17 protein-coding genes and 1 pseudogene are annotated in these 15,450 nt (G+C 37.0%); 11 read left to right on the forward strand and 7 right to left on the reverse strand.

Annotated features, from left to right (window positions below):
- Nucleotides 1-250 precede the first annotated feature (250 nt).
- Nucleotides 251-610: an MmcQ/YjbR family DNA-binding protein gene (locus ACIQ7T_RS03950; protein ID WP_402868756.1), complete on the forward strand. Its 360-nt coding sequence runs from the start codon at nt 251-253 to the stop codon at nt 608-610.
- A 299-nt stretch (nt 611-909) separates the two neighbouring features.
- Here ACIQ7T_RS03950 and ACIQ7T_RS03955 read toward each other — a convergent pair whose 3' ends face one another.
- From ACIQ7T_RS03955 to ACIQ7T_RS03980, 6 genes are all read right to left on the reverse strand, one after another.
- A complete protein-coding gene (locus ACIQ7T_RS03955; RefSeq protein WP_402868758.1) occupies nt 910-1,251 on the reverse strand; it encodes a GIY-YIG nuclease family protein in 342 nt (113 codons plus the stop codon).
- Between the two features lie 16 nt (nt 1,252-1,267).
- Nucleotides 1,268-2,023, reverse strand: a complete 756-nt coding sequence (locus tag ACIQ7T_RS03960; protein WP_370075993.1) for a DUF2087 domain-containing protein — start codon at nt 2,021-2,023, stop codon at nt 1,268-1,270.
- A gap of 123 nt (nt 2,024-2,146) precedes the next feature.
- Entirely contained in the window at nt 2,147-3,022 is an 876-nt protein-coding gene (locus tag ACIQ7T_RS03965) for an ABC transporter permease (RefSeq protein WP_376078271.1), read from the reverse strand.
- Nucleotides 3,022-3,942 carry an ABC transporter ATP-binding protein gene (locus tag ACIQ7T_RS03970; protein WP_402868761.1) on the reverse strand — a complete coding sequence of 307 codons (921 nt, stop codon included), beginning with the start codon at nt 3,940-3,942 and terminating at the stop codon, nt 3,022-3,024. Before ACIQ7T_RS03970 ends, ACIQ7T_RS03965 begins: the two co-directional genes overlap by 1 nt.
- A gap of 6 nt (nt 3,943-3,948) precedes the next feature.
- Nucleotides 3,949-4,353, reverse strand: coding sequence for a DUF3021 domain-containing protein (locus tag ACIQ7T_RS03975; RefSeq protein WP_370075987.1), 405 nt, complete (start codon nt 4,351-4,353; stop codon nt 3,949-3,951).
- A gap of 1 nt (nt 4,354) precedes the next feature.
- Nucleotides 4,355-4,804, reverse strand: coding sequence for a LytTR family DNA-binding domain-containing protein (locus ACIQ7T_RS03980; protein WP_053482631.1), 450 nt, complete (start codon nt 4,802-4,804; stop codon nt 4,355-4,357).
- Between the two features lie 225 nt (nt 4,805-5,029).
- Between ACIQ7T_RS03980 and ACIQ7T_RS03985 the strand changes: the two genes are divergently transcribed.
- The 7 genes from ACIQ7T_RS03985 (at nt 5,030) to ACIQ7T_RS04015 (ending at nt 11,025) form a co-directional block, all read left to right on the forward strand.
- Nucleotides 5,030-6,058, forward strand: coding sequence for an AbrB family transcriptional regulator (locus ACIQ7T_RS03985; RefSeq protein WP_402868763.1), 1,029 nt, complete (start codon nt 5,030-5,032; stop codon nt 6,056-6,058).
- A gap of 85 nt (nt 6,059-6,143) precedes the next feature.
- Nucleotides 6,144-6,506: a hypothetical protein gene (locus tag ACIQ7T_RS03990; RefSeq protein WP_402868765.1), complete on the forward strand. Its 363-nt coding sequence runs from the start codon at nt 6,144-6,146 to the stop codon at nt 6,504-6,506.
- Between the two features lie 13 nt (nt 6,507-6,519).
- Complete coding sequence (locus tag ACIQ7T_RS03995; RefSeq protein WP_402868767.1) at nt 6,520-6,996, forward strand: YjdJ family protein; 477 nt, start codon at nt 6,520-6,522, stop codon at nt 6,994-6,996.
- 266 nt (nt 6,997-7,262) lie between these two features.
- Nucleotides 7,263-7,403 carry an RAxF-45 family protein gene (locus ACIQ7T_RS04000; protein ID WP_166672191.1) on the forward strand — a complete coding sequence of 47 codons (141 nt, stop codon included), beginning with the start codon at nt 7,263-7,265 and terminating at the stop codon, nt 7,401-7,403.
- 103 nt (nt 7,404-7,506) lie between these two features.
- The gene (abc-f, locus tag ACIQ7T_RS04005) at nt 7,507-9,306 is read left to right on the forward strand and encodes a ribosomal protection-like ABC-F family protein (protein WP_402868769.1); all 1,800 of its coding nucleotides are present in this window, start codon (nt 7,507-7,509) and stop codon (nt 9,304-9,306) included.
- Nucleotides 9,299-10,090 carry a GNAT family N-acetyltransferase gene (locus tag ACIQ7T_RS04010; protein WP_402868771.1) on the forward strand — a complete coding sequence of 264 codons (792 nt, stop codon included), beginning with the start codon at nt 9,299-9,301 and terminating at the stop codon, nt 10,088-10,090. Before abc-f ends, ACIQ7T_RS04010 begins: the two co-directional genes overlap by 8 nt.
- 200 nt (nt 10,091-10,290) lie before the next feature.
- The gene (locus tag ACIQ7T_RS04015) at nt 10,291-11,025 is read left to right on the forward strand and encodes a hypothetical protein (RefSeq protein WP_370075972.1); all 735 of its coding nucleotides are present in this window, start codon (nt 10,291-10,293) and stop codon (nt 11,023-11,025) included.
- Nucleotides 11,026-11,323: 298 nt separating this feature from the next.
- On the opposite strand, the pseudogene ACIQ7T_RS04020 reads toward ACIQ7T_RS04015, so the two are convergent.
- Nucleotides 11,324-12,301 (reverse strand): annotated as a pseudogene (locus tag ACIQ7T_RS04020) (beta-propeller fold lactonase family protein); the annotation flags it as partial.
- A gap of 586 nt (nt 12,302-12,887) precedes the next feature.
- On the opposite strand from ACIQ7T_RS04020, the gene ACIQ7T_RS04025 reads away from it, so the two are divergent.
- The 3 genes from ACIQ7T_RS04025 (at nt 12,888) to ACIQ7T_RS04035 (ending at nt 15,434) form a co-directional block, all read left to right on the forward strand.
- The gene (locus ACIQ7T_RS04025; RefSeq protein WP_370075970.1) at nt 12,888-13,082 is read left to right on the forward strand and encodes a hypothetical protein; all 195 of its coding nucleotides are present in this window, start codon (nt 12,888-12,890) and stop codon (nt 13,080-13,082) included.
- Between the two features lie 243 nt (nt 13,083-13,325).
- Nucleotides 13,326-13,856, forward strand: a complete 531-nt coding sequence (locus tag ACIQ7T_RS04030) for an NfeD family membrane protein (protein ID WP_370075968.1) — start codon at nt 13,326-13,328, stop codon at nt 13,854-13,856.
- A gap of 15 nt (nt 13,857-13,871) precedes the next feature.
- Nucleotides 13,872-15,434 (forward strand): flotillin lipid rafts scaffold protein FloT, encoded by a 1,563-nt coding sequence (locus tag ACIQ7T_RS04035; protein WP_370075966.1) that lies wholly within the window; start codon nt 13,872-13,874, stop codon nt 15,432-15,434.
- The last annotated feature ends 16 nt before the right edge of the window (nt 15,435-15,450 follow it).

Here is a 15,450-nt window from a genome sequence, read left to right on the forward strand (position 1 = left end):
AGTGTTCTGTAATAACACTTTAAAAATTAAATCGTGTGGCCGACGATCTGCCCGAACAAAAATTACCGGAAACTGAAATTAATTTAAAATAAAATAATTATTTCCTCTACACACGTTATTGATTATAATGAAAATAATCGAACGTGTGTTTTTTTAACTTCTTTCAGCAGGACCTGCTGAAAGAAGTTAAAGCCTCCGGACGCAATTATGCCGAGGCATAATTGATATTAGGAAGAAATGGGGTTAAATAATGAACAAAGAAACAATTCATGCATATTGCCTAAAGCTTCGTGGAACAACGCATGATTACAAAGAAGAATGGCAGGCAGATCGTTATCATATTGGGGGTAAAATGTATGTGATGATGGGCGGAGATGGTACTGGAAGACCAGTACTTACATTAAAATGTGAACCGAATCGAGCCGAAGAGTTGAGAGAAGCTTATGAAGGTATTATTCCAGGTTACTATATGAATAAAACACATTGGAATTCAATCTATATGGATGCAGATGATGTACCTATTGATTTAGTTGAAAATTTAATCAAACATTCGTATGAGCTAGTTTTCGAAAAGCTAACAAAAAAAGCTCAGCGGGAAATTCAGAAATGAAGTGAGAGAACAAGTAGGATGATCTCACGCGAAGAAGTGTGGACAGTCTAGCGAAGAAATACTCAGGTGTAAGAGAAAACTGCTCCGGTTAATCAAAGAACTGATCAGGTGCAAGAGAAAAGTGCTCGGGTTAGCCAAAGAACTGATCAGATCCAACTGATATTTACTCTATCAGCGAAAAGGAATACCCCGAAAGGAGTGAATCCCCACGCGAACAACACAATATATGAAATCAAAAAAAGAATCTGTAAATTTCCCCAGCTTAATCTCGGAGAAACAGATTCTTTTTTCATGCATACCTAGTTATATCCACGTTCACCAAATGGCTGAAGCTTATCGAGCCATTTTTGTTCCAGCTTTTCTAGCTCTTTTTTTGGATCGAAATAGCCTTCTTCTTTTTTCTTCAAATATTCTACAATTTCAATATCGAAAGCATCCTTGCCGAATGTGTTGTAATCGGCTTGTAGCTTTTTATTAGTATGTGTATTTGTTTTTAATGAAAATTGAAAGCCGTTTAAGCGTTTTAAATTATTGAAGCTGCCAACAAACACTTTACCATTTTGTTGATTGGTCATTGTAAAAACACCAGCTTCGATTTTTATTTCTTTATACATTTCCTTTAATTCTTTTTTATGGTCCATTGGAAACCCTGCTTTCTTATTTTTTTATCCAGTAAGCACTGCCATCCTCTTGACGATCCATGAAGCCGTATTCGATTAAATAGCGACGTATTTGCACATAGTCCTCATATATCGGTTGAATTATTTCGTTTAATTCTTTTTCGGAATACTGTTTTGTTTCATCGAAAAGTTTTGTGATTGCACGGAGTATCACGATTTTATGTTTTTCCCGTTTTGGGAAGCGGACAAGCGCTTTGCCAATACCGTTTGGAAAGTACTTTTCAAGTAATTGCTGTTCTTCAGAAATCGTAATATTATAGCGATCGTCGACCATCGTTGCCGTTTTGTGAATAGGTACAAAGCTGTCTTCCTTTTGATTCTGTTCTTTTAAAAGCTCCATCATCGCAAGAAACGTTTTCGCTTGACGTTCCTTTTCTTTAAGAGTAAAGCGATGGTGACGTATCGTTGTTGCACTACCAATTTCCAACTCTTCTTTAATTTCTTGGTCTGTTTTTCCTTCATAAAATAAGCGCAAAATATGACTTTGATGATCAGTTAGTCCTGTCATTTTTTTATTAAGGCCATTTAAATAATGGAATACGGATTGATGTGCAGCAGTAATATGATGTTGCATAAATTTTTCTGCCTCGTAGAGAACGCCTTCATGTGGATAAATGATACCCTTTTCAATCTTTTCCCCGCAAAGCAAACAAGTGAAGTGAGTTGCTTCATCGCTGTAGCCTTTTTTTATGTCATGAATTGAAGCTTGCCAAAATAATTCATTTACATCCATTGGAAGTCCTCCTGTAAAACAAACGATTATTAAATTTGTTTGCTTATATATTATTAAAATAACAAATTGTTTAAATAAAATCAATAAAAAACACATCATTTTATAAACGATGTGCGAAAATGTTTATTTATTTTTCTTTTTAAAAATAATGATCGATAAGATCGCTAGCACAATAATTGTGACGAAAATAATGATAAAGCTAGTTGAGGTACTCAGTATATTTCCATGAACGTCATAGACAATACCATACATTATTTTATAATCTTCCACCTGTGAAGCAGGCGCACCTTCGAAAACCTTGGGAATTGAGCTCTCCATAAAGGCATTGCGTAATAGTAACGTTGTATGACTGATAGGGAAATACATAATAAGATTTTGAGCAAAGCTTGGAAGTGCACCAACAGGTACATAAACACCACAAAAGAAACCGAGTGCTGTACCGACGATTGTACTGAGAGTTGAAAATGAATGTTGGCTGTTAGCAAGTAATACAAGGAAGAGATTAAAAACACTGGCCAGTAACACTGATAAAAATAGTAATCCTACAACTTTCATGAAATCCCCAAAGTTTAGTAGCTGGCCGCCAGTTGATGCGATAAAAATTTCGCAGCCAATAAGGGCGATAAAGGAAAAGATACAGCCAATGATAAACGCATTTAAAACATAGCTAAATTGAATGGTTGCTCGCGAGATAGGCGCTGTGAGAAAATCAGCTTGCGCTTTTGTTTCAAGATCCCTTACAGCAATGCCATACGCAGCAAGTGTAGTAGAAACAGCGATCATAGAGAGTAAACCAGCGACAATCCATTCATTGACCATCGTTACCAATTCTGGAGTTGCCTTTGTCACTTCTTCAATGGCATTGACCTGCATTTTTTGAAGAAATACTGCGTAAAGGATAATGACTATAATGACGGATAGCAGCGAGTAGAAGACTTGTGTTTTATCACGTCTAAAAACTTTGTTATTTCGTTTTACTAAGCTAAATAATGCTTCCATTAAGCTACACCTTCCTCGGCCATAATATGAAGAAAGACATCATCCATCGTGCCTTTGATTACTTCAAACGAAGCAATAAGCGACTCCGCTTTTTTTAATAGCGTTAAAGCATGCATTGTCGATTCGACTCGGATGGAGAAAATACCTAGCTTTTCTGTATAGGAGATAGCATTTTCCTCGAGCCACTGTATCCCTTCTGAACTATTATGAAAAACAATTGCCATTGAATCATAGGCGTATTTTGTTTTAAGTTCATCAGGTGTCCCTTCAGCAACAATTTCTCCTTCTTTTAAGACGATGACTTGATGAGCAACTGCCGCTTCCTCCATATAATGCGTTGTTAAAAAAACAGTCATGTTTGTTTCGAGCTGAAGTTGCTTAACTGCTTGCCAAACGAATTGCCGCGTTTGTGGATCAAGTCCAGTTGTTGGTTCATCTAAAAACAATATTTTAGGTCGATGGATAAGTGCTCGAGCGATATCAGCACGTCTTTTTTGACCACCTGATAAAGTTCCATATTTGCGATTTTCTATATCATCTAAATGCAAATATGTTGAAACGAATTGATAATTTTCGGACAATTGTTTTTTCGATAAGCCATATGTTTTACCACGGTGAATAATATTTTCCCGCACAGTTAATCGTTCATCTAGTAGACTTTGCTGGAATACAACACCAATGGATTTTCGGATTTTCGCATTGTCATTGCTTGCACCAAGTGTATAATCATTAATGTTTACAGTACCGCTTGATTTTTTCAATAATGTACAAAGTATTTCAATGGTCGTTGATTTTCCGGCACCATTTGCACCTAAAAAGGCGAAGAGGGAGCCTTGTTCAACCGTAAATGAAATACCTTTTACCGCCTGATGATCGCCATATTGTTTACATAGATTTTCAACTTGTATAGAAAAGGTCATATTGTTTTATTCCTTTCTTTTTTGAATTTCATAATTAATTTTTTCAATATCATTTTTTTGAAGGACATAAAGGATGCACCAAACGATTAAGTAAATAATAGCTTCACTTATAAGAACATACTTAATGCCGGAATGTTCAAACCAACGCCCGAAATAGCCTGCAATCATAACACACAGCGTAACTGCAATTAAATGTAGAATAAGCTGAGTAATAAAAGGTAAACGCTCTATTTCAAAGATGATGGACAGCAGACCTATTACCGCTCCAAGGATAGCGGCGATGATAATTTGCTCAAGTAATTCAGATCCTGACACCACAGCGTTATTAGATATGACACTTAATGTTACTAAGACGTAGGAAGAACTAAGTGATATGAGTAGTCCAATAATCATCATGCGAATAATTTTCATATTATGAGTCCCTCCCAATACCTAAGTGGTGTTTTAGTTCTTTTAAATATTTCCGGCTAACATGGACGGACACATCGTTTTCTAAAATCAGTTCAGTTGTGCCAATTTTGCCCATTTGAATAGAGGCAATTTTATTAATGTTGACGAGCGTTGATTTACTAACTCGGGCAAAGTCTTTCGCTAATTGTGCTTCCAGCTCATATAATTTACGCTTCGTTTCGAATTCCTGTTCTTCCGTCTGCAAAAAAACTTTTGCACCCTCTGCGTAAATGGAGTAAATATCTGAAATTTTTAGCATATGAATTTCCTGCTGAAAGTAGCCATCTAACATAGTCGTTTGTGAAGTTTGTAGTTGTTTCATCAGTCGTTCAATTTGCTCATTGTATTCCTTTGCATGTATATGAACCTCAGTTTCTTCTAATGCACTGTTGATCGTTAAGTGAATTTTCATTGGAGGCCTCCTTTACATATCTCCGCAACGGAGAATCACTGAATCAGGTAATAATAATGTAGCATAGAAAATTTTAGCTTGGAGAAAATCTTGGATAAGAGGTTAAATTTTATAAATAACAGGTTCAATTTTAATGATATACGACCTTGTAAAAAAAGTGATGAAGTAGAAAAATAGGCAGGTTAACGGCATAATAGAATGATACAGTCACGAGGGGTTGCTTCTATGTTTATTTTTGATAAGCACATGTTTATTACTTTATGTATTGGTTTAACAGGTGCGATTTTATTTAATGTATTACATATTCCGATGCCATGGTTACTTGGAGCTATTGCGGCGGTGCTAATTGTTCAGTTATCGACGAAAGTACAATTGAAATGGCATAGATATTTTCGTAATTTTGGTTTAATCGTTGCAGGATATTCCATTGGTTTTGCGTTTACACCAGAAGCGGTGCAAGATATTAAACAATTTTTAGGCAGTATGATTGTTTTAAATATATTATTTATTGTACTGTTTTTCGGCGTTAGTTATTTAGTAGCAAAACGTGCGGATTTGGATTTTGCAACCGCGTTGACATGCTGTGTACCTGGTGGCATGTCACAGGTTGTTGCCTTTGCAGAGGAGCAAGGGGATATGGATATGGTCGTCATTACGTTCTTCCAAATTTTACGGGTTCTTTTAATCGTCGGCTTTGTGCCATTGATGGTGTCAGCCTCTGGGGGAACTAGCGTAGTTGTCAACGGAGCGTATACATGGAGCTTAATAGCTTTACTTGCTGTGTGTGGAGTAGCGGGTTGGCTAGCGCAAAAGGCAAAAATTCCGACAGGCTATATGCTTGGTCCCGTGTTTTTATTGATGGGCATCAATATAGCAGGAATTGATGTGCCGAAATTGCCATTGTCACTACTTCATATTGCCCAACTAATGCTTGGCATTTACATTGGGCTTTTATTGAAAAAAGACGATTTACATTTATCGAAGAAGCATGTATTTTATGCTTTTGTATCGGCGGGTATCTTTATTGGCGCAGCTTATGGTTTAACATTTATTATGAAGAGTTTATACAGCCTTGATTTTCGCACAGGCTTTTTAAGTATCGTCCCAGGCGGGCTGGATCAAATGGGGATTATCGCCGCTTCCGTACATGCAAAGGTCACAATTGTCACCGCATTTCAGCTATTCAGGGTGCTGGTCGTATCCGTGTTCCTTGTACCGTTTGTTAAAATGTTTGTGAAAAAAGTGAAAACATAGAGGCTGATGTATCCCATTAGCCTCAATGGGACGATAGTTTCTTTTGGCACGTCCAAATATATTTATCTAGCAGGAGGTCTTTTGTTTGGATAAAGAAAAAGTGCTATCGTTAATATCAGACGAGCATGATTTGATAATGGCTAATCCATTTCCGGATGAGGGAACACGTAAAATAAAGGTTGATTTTGAAAGGGATTTTTTATTACTTGAAGATGAAAATCTTGATTGTGATATTTATCAAGGGCATCTTTTTAATGCAATAAAGATAGGCCTAATAGCTTGCCAAAAGTTGGAAAATGCACACGATCTTAACTTGATAAAGGAATTAAACCCAAAGACCAAGAAAAATGTCCATTTGGAACGGTGGTACTCTGCCCACTTTAATCCAGATAATCCGGTATTTATGAAACCAAGAATTTATTGTATCGTCTTTAATTTTAAAGGGTGAAGGGAGAAGAACATTGTTTAAATATGTGATACAACTAATTCTTGGTTTCTTAACTTTATTGATGTCAACAGCTATTTCTTGGTATGAGGGAAGTGGTATCATAGATAATCCGCTGGAATGGAAGTATTCAACCCCATTTTCTCAGATATTTAATATTGAGATAAACAATGGCCAGGATATTAGCCAGCTTGATTACTTTGTCTATGCGGCTAAATTCCAACCATTTTTCCCGACTATTATGACAGTAAGTGTTCTTTATATTTGTACTGTACTTATATTTTTCATTTTTCAACTAAATCGTCAGTTAGCCATTATTTTGTCAGGGATTATAAGTTGTGTATTTATTGTTATGAGCGCTATATTTTTTAATTCATCAACTGTTGGAGGAAACATATTCTTTTGGATTACAGCTGTCGGTGCATTAATTTTTATAAGTATGGGGATAAGTTTATGGTACAGAAAAAAATACATGTTTAAATTACAACCATAATAGTTGATTAGTAACATAAATGTGTGAGCTCTAGTACATAGGTAATTGTACAAGAGTTCGCATTTTTTATAAACATCCTGATTTGGGAATGAGTGATGAATATTGGAAAACATCTGACGCCCTAAGGAAAGCGCCAAGCCGGAACAGAAATCAACCCCCGTTAAGTACGGGGCTGAAAAAATGTGAAAGAATGTAATTTACTCTTTTCAAAATTACCTGAATTATGGTAATATAAATTTAATTATATTGAACGGAGGTGAAAAGGAATGAATAAAAACGCTACGAAAACATGTGTAAAAGTGGATACAGCTATGTATTTTGCACGTGTGATTACTTTCGATTTTGCGAACAACGGGATAGGTCTGTCCATTTTTAAGCAAAATCAAATATCAAACGTAGCGAATTAACCATTCTTTTTCACAAACTAATGAGGAAAAGACTGCTTGTTAATCGAGCAGTCTTTTTTGTGTCTATAGATGTTTTTCGCACGTTTCATTGGAGGAAAAAACGATGCAAATTAAGGCTGAACAAATACAAAAAATTATTGGTGGAAATGTTTTATTTGAAGGGCTTCAATTAGAAGTAAATACAGGGGAGCATGTGGCCGTTGTTGGTGTGAACGGCAGTGGGAAGACGACTTTATTACAGTTACTAGCAGCTTTGGATACGCCAGATAAAGGACGAATCATAAAAAGTAAGGAAGCGTCGATTGGTTATTTACATCAAATTCCACAGTATCCTATGCTCTCAGTGAAGGAAGTGTTGGAGGAAGCATTTGCGGAAATTTATGCATTAAAGGCGAAAATGACAAAGCTTGAGCAGGAAATGCAGCTAGCTGTAACAGATAAGGTACTCCAGCGATATGGTCATGCGCAGGAACAGTTTATGCTGCAGGGTGGCTACGAAATTGATGCGCAATTAGCGATGATTGCAAATGGTCTAGGTATAACACCATTGCTTGAGCAACCTTTTAGTAGCTTAAGTGGAGGGGAGAAAACAAAGGTAATGCTAGGGCAAATCCTTTTAAGTAATCCTTCTATTTTGTTATTAGATGAACCGACCAATCATTTAGATATGCAGGCAATAGAATGGCTAGAAAATTATGTCCGGAATTTTGCAGGAATTGTTATTGCAGTATCACATGATCGCCACTTTATGAATCAAATGGCTCAAAAAATAATTGAAATTGAAGATGGAGAGGCATTTACGTATATTGGCAATTACGATGCATTTGTTGAACAAAAGGAAGCTAAGCTTGAACAGCAATTTGCACAATATGAAGAACAGCAAAAGAAAATTAAAAAAATGCAGGAAACAATAAAGCGCTTAAAGCAATGGGCAAATGAAGCGAATCCGCCAAATGATGGCTTGCATCGTCGTGCTAAAAGTATGGAGAAAGCACTAGCTCGTATAGAGCGTGTGAAGAAGCCATCAACGAAAAAGAAAATGAATTTAGCGTTAACGATGGCTGAGCGTAGTGGTAAAGAGGTCGTACAAATGAAGGACATTAGCCATGCATTTGAGAAACCGTTATTTAAGGAAAGTAATTTAGCGGTTTACTTCGGTGAACGACTGGCGATTGTTGGGGGCAATGGCAGTGGAAAATCAACGTTATTAAAAATGATGTTAGGTGAAGTTGAACCAAATAAAGGTGCTTGTCATGTCGGCAGCAGCGTTAAAATTGGTTACCTTTCACAGCAATTTGAACATAAAAATCCTGCCATTTGCTTAATAGATGCCTTCCGTGAGAGCGTCTCTGTGTCAGAAGCTGAAGCACGTCATATTCTTGCTCAGTTTTTATTTTATGGCTATGACGTTTTTAAAAAAGTGAAGGATTTAAGTGGCGGTGAAAAGATGCGCTTACGTCTTGCTCAGTTAATGCATGAGGATATTAATTTATTGATGCTGGATGAGCCGACCAACCATTTAGACATTGAAGCGAGAGAGGTATTGGAGGATACACTGGAGTCCTTTGAAGGAACCATTATTGGCGTCTCACATGACCGTTATTTTTTACAAAAAATTTTCACGAAAATTGCATGGATTGAGCATGAAACGATTCAAGTATATGAAGGCGATTATGAATGGGCAAGACAAAAATGCTTAGAAATAGTAAAAGAACCAGTTATAAAAGAAGTACCTAAAAAATCCTATGCTGGTAAAAAAGAGATACCGATTGAAGAACAAATTGAAAAGCTCGAAATGAGATTAAAGGAGCCGACACTTGCTAAGGAGCAACGTCAAAAACTTGAACAGCAGCTAGAAGATTTATATGAAAAGTGGATTGAGGGAGGAACAAAAGATGCATAAAATTGAGCACATCATGCAGTTAGATATTAATTATGTTAAAAGTTTTAGTGAGATGGAAACATGTAATGAAGGAGTATTATTTTACAATAAGGAAATGCCAACATATTATGATGCTAATCATGCACACATTTGGAAGATTATTGCCGATCCAGATATGTTTTTAAAGAAAATCAAGGAATTCTATAAGTCAAAATCTCTCATTCCAAGATTGTATTTATACAATGTGGAGGGAAATCAGTCATGTATAGAAGCACTAGAGAATCATGGCTTTCAATATGAAAGTTTTACTGATGATGTACAGTGTTGGAATGGTGAATACTCGCAATTAGCTCATAATCCAGCCATACAAATTGAACGTGTAACAGATGCCAATATGGAGGAAGCATTAGCTGTAGAAATGAGCATTTCTACATTTGGAGAGCCTGCATTAATCAAAAAAGCTTTTGAAGAAACATATCATTCTCCGCATTTTACGTATTATTTATTAAGATTGGATGGCACAGCTTGCTGTACTGCCAATATTTTCATCTCAGGAAATCAAGGGAGAGTTGAGAGTGTAGCAACACTTGAAAGCTATCGAGGTCGAGGTTTGATTGGATATATTCTGCACCATATTCAGCAAGAGTCGATAAAGCAAGGGTTAGAATATCTTTGGATTTTACCTATCAATGAACAGGTTGCCAAGGTTTATGACAGAGCAAATTTCAAATCAGTAGGCACAATAAAATCTATTCATGCCTTTACTGAAGGAAAAAGCATGGAGCAAATACGACAAGAGTCTTAATTGGATGAAAGATAAAAAATATTGACTTACTCCTGTGGGACAGAAATTTCCACAGGAGTAGTGCTTTTAAGGTTCGGGATTTTTGAATTAATGTTTCGAAAGAAGAATTTTTAATCTTTAAAAGTTTTTTACTTGAAAAAATGGCGAATTCGATTTACTCTCTTTAGAGATACTTGTTTAATGGACTTGGAGGATATGGAATGCACGGAATTTATATACGCTATAATGTCTTAGAAGAAACCCCAGCAGCACAATGGCCCAAAAAAATGGATGCATTTGCGTATGTTCAACGAGGAAAGCCACAACAAGACAATGACAACTTGCTATCGATGGAAGAGCTAAAAAGCCATGCAATTCGCTATATTAAAAGCTTGAAAGACAATGCAGGTGATCATTTAGTAGAACAACGCAATGGTGAAATCGAGCACTTTGATCGACGCTATATGGAATCCTTAAAGCTAAAGGAAAGCATCGATTCACAACTTATTAATCTAGAAGAAATTCGTTTACTTTTACAGTTAATGAATGTATTGAATTTATCACATGGTTTCGGAGAAAATGCTGGAAAGCTACTTCGTCAAATTACCCCATATGCAAAAGAGGTAGAGCACCCAACATTCCAAACAACTCGTGTTGAACGACATTTTTATTCAGAACTAATTGAACAAATTGAAGCAGTATATGCACGAATTATGCGTCACCACAACCCATCAACGACTGAAATGCAGCAGTCAGAAAAGATATGGACAGCAGTTTGTGAGCAAGCAATCGAAAAGGTAGAATCGCGAATTGAACGCTTGTCTTCTATCAAGTTAAAGCATGAGAAAAATTTACTAGAATTTAGTCAATTAAAACAGCAAAATATCGAGGCAAAGGAACGCCTAGATATTGCTGTCAATGATCTTGATGCTATTTTAAATGTACTAGAATCTTAAAGGCTATGTTAAAGCCTATATAATGCGGTTTGAGTGGAGTTTAGCTATGAGCTAGCCCATTTTTCAATAGCTCAGTCAAATGTGTTGGCTGAATCAAAAGAACTACCAACACATTTGAAGGCAGTGAACAACAAGGAACCAGTAATCGCTTGGTCTCAAGTTCTACGTCAAGCATTTCAAGGTAGTCGCACTTCATAAAAAAGACATACTTCAATTGCCATTTAGGAAATTGAAGTATGTCTTTTTTTATGAACAAGGGAAAGGTTCCTGTTTTACCCTTGAGCCCCAAGACTCTAGATTATGAAGTCAGGCAGATTGTTCCCGTTTTAATACCAGTAGGACCGTTAAACCCTGGAATTGTATCGATTACTGTATTTGTTTCTATATCTATGACAGACACAGTATTGTCAAGTTGATTTGTGACATATGCAAGTGTTCCATCGGGCAAGATGGTTACTTGGTCAGGAGATAATCCTACAGGGATCGTAGCAATCACCAAATTGGTAAATGTATCTATTACAGATACGGTATTACTACCTTTATTTACAATGTAAACAAATATTCCATCAGGTGTAATTGCTGTACCAACTGGTCCTGTCCCAACAGGGATTGTAGTAAATACCGTATTTGTAGCTACTTCAATTACAGATACAGTATTACTACTTTCATTTGTAACATAAGCAAATTGTCCGCTCGGTGTGAAAACGATGGATCTTGGACGAAGTCCCACAGGAATATTAGCAACTACCATATTTGTAGCTGTATTTATAACTGATACTGAATTTGAGTTTTCGTTTGCAACGTAAGCAAATGCACTATCCGGAGTAAAAGCTATGCCCTGAGGTTGGAGCCCTACTGGAATAGTAGCGGTTACCGTATTTGTAGCTGTATTTATGACAGATACAGAGTTAGCTCCAAGTCCGTGATTTGATACATAAGCAAGTAATCCATTTGGTGAAATCGCTACACCAAGAGGCTGAAATCCTACCGGGATGGTAGCGACCACAGCATTTGTTGCCGTATTAAAAACCGTTACATTATCCGAGAAGAGAGCTGGAACATAACCAAATTCTCCATTTGGTGTAATCGCTACTTCTAGAGGAGCAGTTCCTACTGGAATGGTAGCGACTATAGTATTTGTTGCCGTATCAATTACTGATACCCTATTATCTGGAGTAGCCGCCTGACCAGCGTCTGTAACGTACACTAAAAAATGACAAGGTGGAGTTGGTGGTTCAGGTATAAATGGTGGTGTAAATGGTGGCTTACAAGGACAAGGACAACAAAAACCACAACAATTACAACGACAACTTGGATTTGATTTAAACTTGAACTTTATAAATTTATTTTCTTTTCCCACAATGCACACCCTTTCTATCATATATGGATACATTGATACTATATGCCAATGGAATTATGTTGCTTGTGCGTTTTACTCGAACCAAATAATTTTGAACAGTGTTGAATGGTTGTTTATATTAGTTTTCAGTCATTGTTTGATTCCCAAATTATAATGTCTGCTGGTGATTCTTCGAAGGGTTCTTTATTTAAAATGAATTTAATCTACATTGAATGTACTAGAATCATAAGAAAACCATGTCTGGCGATAAGAGCTTCTAAATAAAATTCTATCGGTGACATGCTTTTTGTTTTTACCTAAAGTTAGGTACGACATTTGATTAAAGCGTATGCAATATATAAATTGATTGGGGAGGAGGCTAGGCGACTCTGGCGGATGAGATTCTGGATCGTAAGCATAGGGCTCAATCGGAAGGGGAATTACCTCCGCATTATGGCTTGTTTAACGTATTTGTTTATGTGATTATATGGTAAAATCAAATGTGCATAAAGGAGGGATTTTATTGTTTAAAAATGTTTCAAAACTCCAATTAGTACTATCTTTTTTTATGGTTCTTATCGGTTTTTTACAAGCATATAACCATTGGGGAGAAAGAACTACTTTAGCATTATTCTTTTTAACCTCCAGTATTTTACTTTTACTTCTTTCAATTATTGGTCTGTTTGTTTATAGGAAAAGGCAAATATCTAATGCCTAAAGAGCTTTTAAGGGGCTCTTTACAACGCTCGCTGTATTTTTCTAGCCAAACCCCAATTTAAAGCCTCCTGCAATATTTCCTTAGTTGCCAGAATACCTTTTATTATGACATGGCTATTATTACTTTAAGAATTTCACTATTTAAAAACATATCATTCGAAAATTAAGAAAATGTGAAAGATTACGAAACCTTTTATAGGCTGCATCCGTATAGTAGGTAATACAATGAAAAGGGGTGAACAACTTGACGCTATTTGGCTATTCACTCGAGCAAATCTTTTTAGTGGGATTAATATTCGGGGGCCTTGCAACTCTTTTATTTACGTTTTTTAGTGATGCTGTCGAGGGCATTGGAGAGGGGCTACCGATTTTTAATCCAAGTGTCATTCTATCTTTCATTACGTTGATGTCAGCAACAGGATTTATTTTAGAAAAACTAGCCTTCTTCCCTAGCGTTTGGAATATTGTTGCTGCTTGTATTATCGGAGCTATTTTAAGTGCACTATTTTATTTATTTGTTCTTGTTCCGCTACGGTCGGCCGATGTTTCGTTAGCTTATACGGAAGAATCACTTGGTGGCCAGCTAGGAAAGGTTATTGTTCCAATCCCGACTGACGGTTTTGGAGAGGTAGTTATTGAAACGACTAGCGGTATGATATCGAAGCGAGCAACAGGTTATGACAATGAGGCTATCGATTACGATACGACAGTACTTGTTGTAGAAGTGAAGGAAGGAACACTGTTTGTGAGATCTTATGATAAAAAATTTTTATAAAGGAGTGATATTTATATGTCAACGGAAATTTTAATTGTTATAGGGATTGTAGCATTTGTTTTAATCGCATTAGTTGGACTTTATGTGACTAAGTATCGTACAGCGGGTCCTGATGAAGCACTGATTGTGACAGGTAGCTATCTTGGCTCAAAAAATGTACATAAAGATGAGTCAGGAAATCGTATAAAAATTATCCGTGGTGGCGGTACATTTGTATTCCCGATTTTCCAGCAGGCACATCCATTAAGCTTATTGTCAAGTAAGCTTGATGTGACAACACCTGAAGTGTATACAGAACAAGGTGTACCCGTTATGGCCGATGGAACAGCTATCATTAAAATTGGCGGTTCCATTTCAGAAATTGCAACGGCAGCGGAGCAATTTTTAGGAAAGCAAAAGGAAGAGCGTGAAAATGAGGCGCGTGAAGTATTAGAAGGTCATTTACGTTCAATCTTAGGTTCAATGACGGTAGAGGAAATTTATAAAAACCGTGATAAATTCTCTCAGGAAGTACAACGTGTTGCATCTCAGGACTTGGCGAAGATGGGTCTGACAATCGTATCCTTTACGATTAAAGATGTACGCGATAAAAATGGCTACTTAGAATCGCTTGGTAAGCCACGTATTGCACAGGTTAAACGTGATGCGGACATTGCTACTGCAGATGCTGATAAGGAAACACGTATTAAGCGTGCTGAAGCATCGAAAGAAGCTCAAAAGGCAGAACTTGAACGTGCGACAGAAATTGCAGAAGCCGAAAAAGAAAATCAATTAAAGGTAGCAGAATTCCGTCGAGAGCAAGATATTGCAAAAGCTCGTGCAGACCAAGCGTATGAGCTAGAAACGGCACGTGCAAAGCAGGAAGTAACTGAACAGGAAATGCAAATTCGCATTATTGAACGTCAAAAACAAATTGAATTAGAAGAAAAAGAGATTTTACGTCGTGAGAAGCAATACGATTCAGAAGTTAAGAAAAAGGCTGATGCTGATCGTTACGCTGTCGAGCAAAATGCAGCGGCAGACAAAATGCGTGAACTAGCGCAAGCAGATGCGGAGAAATACCGTATCGAATCATTAGCAAAAGCCGAAGCAGAGAAAATTCGTTTGGACGGTCTTGCGAAAGCGGATGCTGAGCGTGCAAAAGGGGAAACAGATGCGGATATCATTCGTCTTCGCGGTCTAGCAGAAGCCGAGGCAAAACGTAAAATTGCAGAAGCCTTCGAATACTACGGCCAGGCAGCTGTCCTTGATATGATTGTACGTATGATGCCAGAATATGCGAAAGAGCTTGCGAGTCCACTTGGCAATATTGATAAGATTACTGTTGTTGATACTGGTGGTGGGGAAGGCGGAGGCGGTGCCAATAAAGTAACTGCCTACGCAACGAATTTAATGTCAACATTACAGGAATCATTGAAGGAAACTTCAGGAATTGACATGAAGGAATTAATTGAAAGCTATGCAGGTAAGCATACATTGCGTCCTGAGCTAGAGCAAATAGCAGTAGGCTTAGGAAAGCAAGCACCAGCTACAGCTAATGAAACACAAGACGAAATAAAAGAAACAGTTGAACAATAACAGAAATAGCCGCCTG

The organism is Lysinibacillus sp. NPDC096212, from assembly GCF_044763105.1.
In the GTDB taxonomy this organism is placed as follows: Bacteria; Bacillota; Bacilli; order Bacillales_A; family Planococcaceae; genus Lysinibacillus.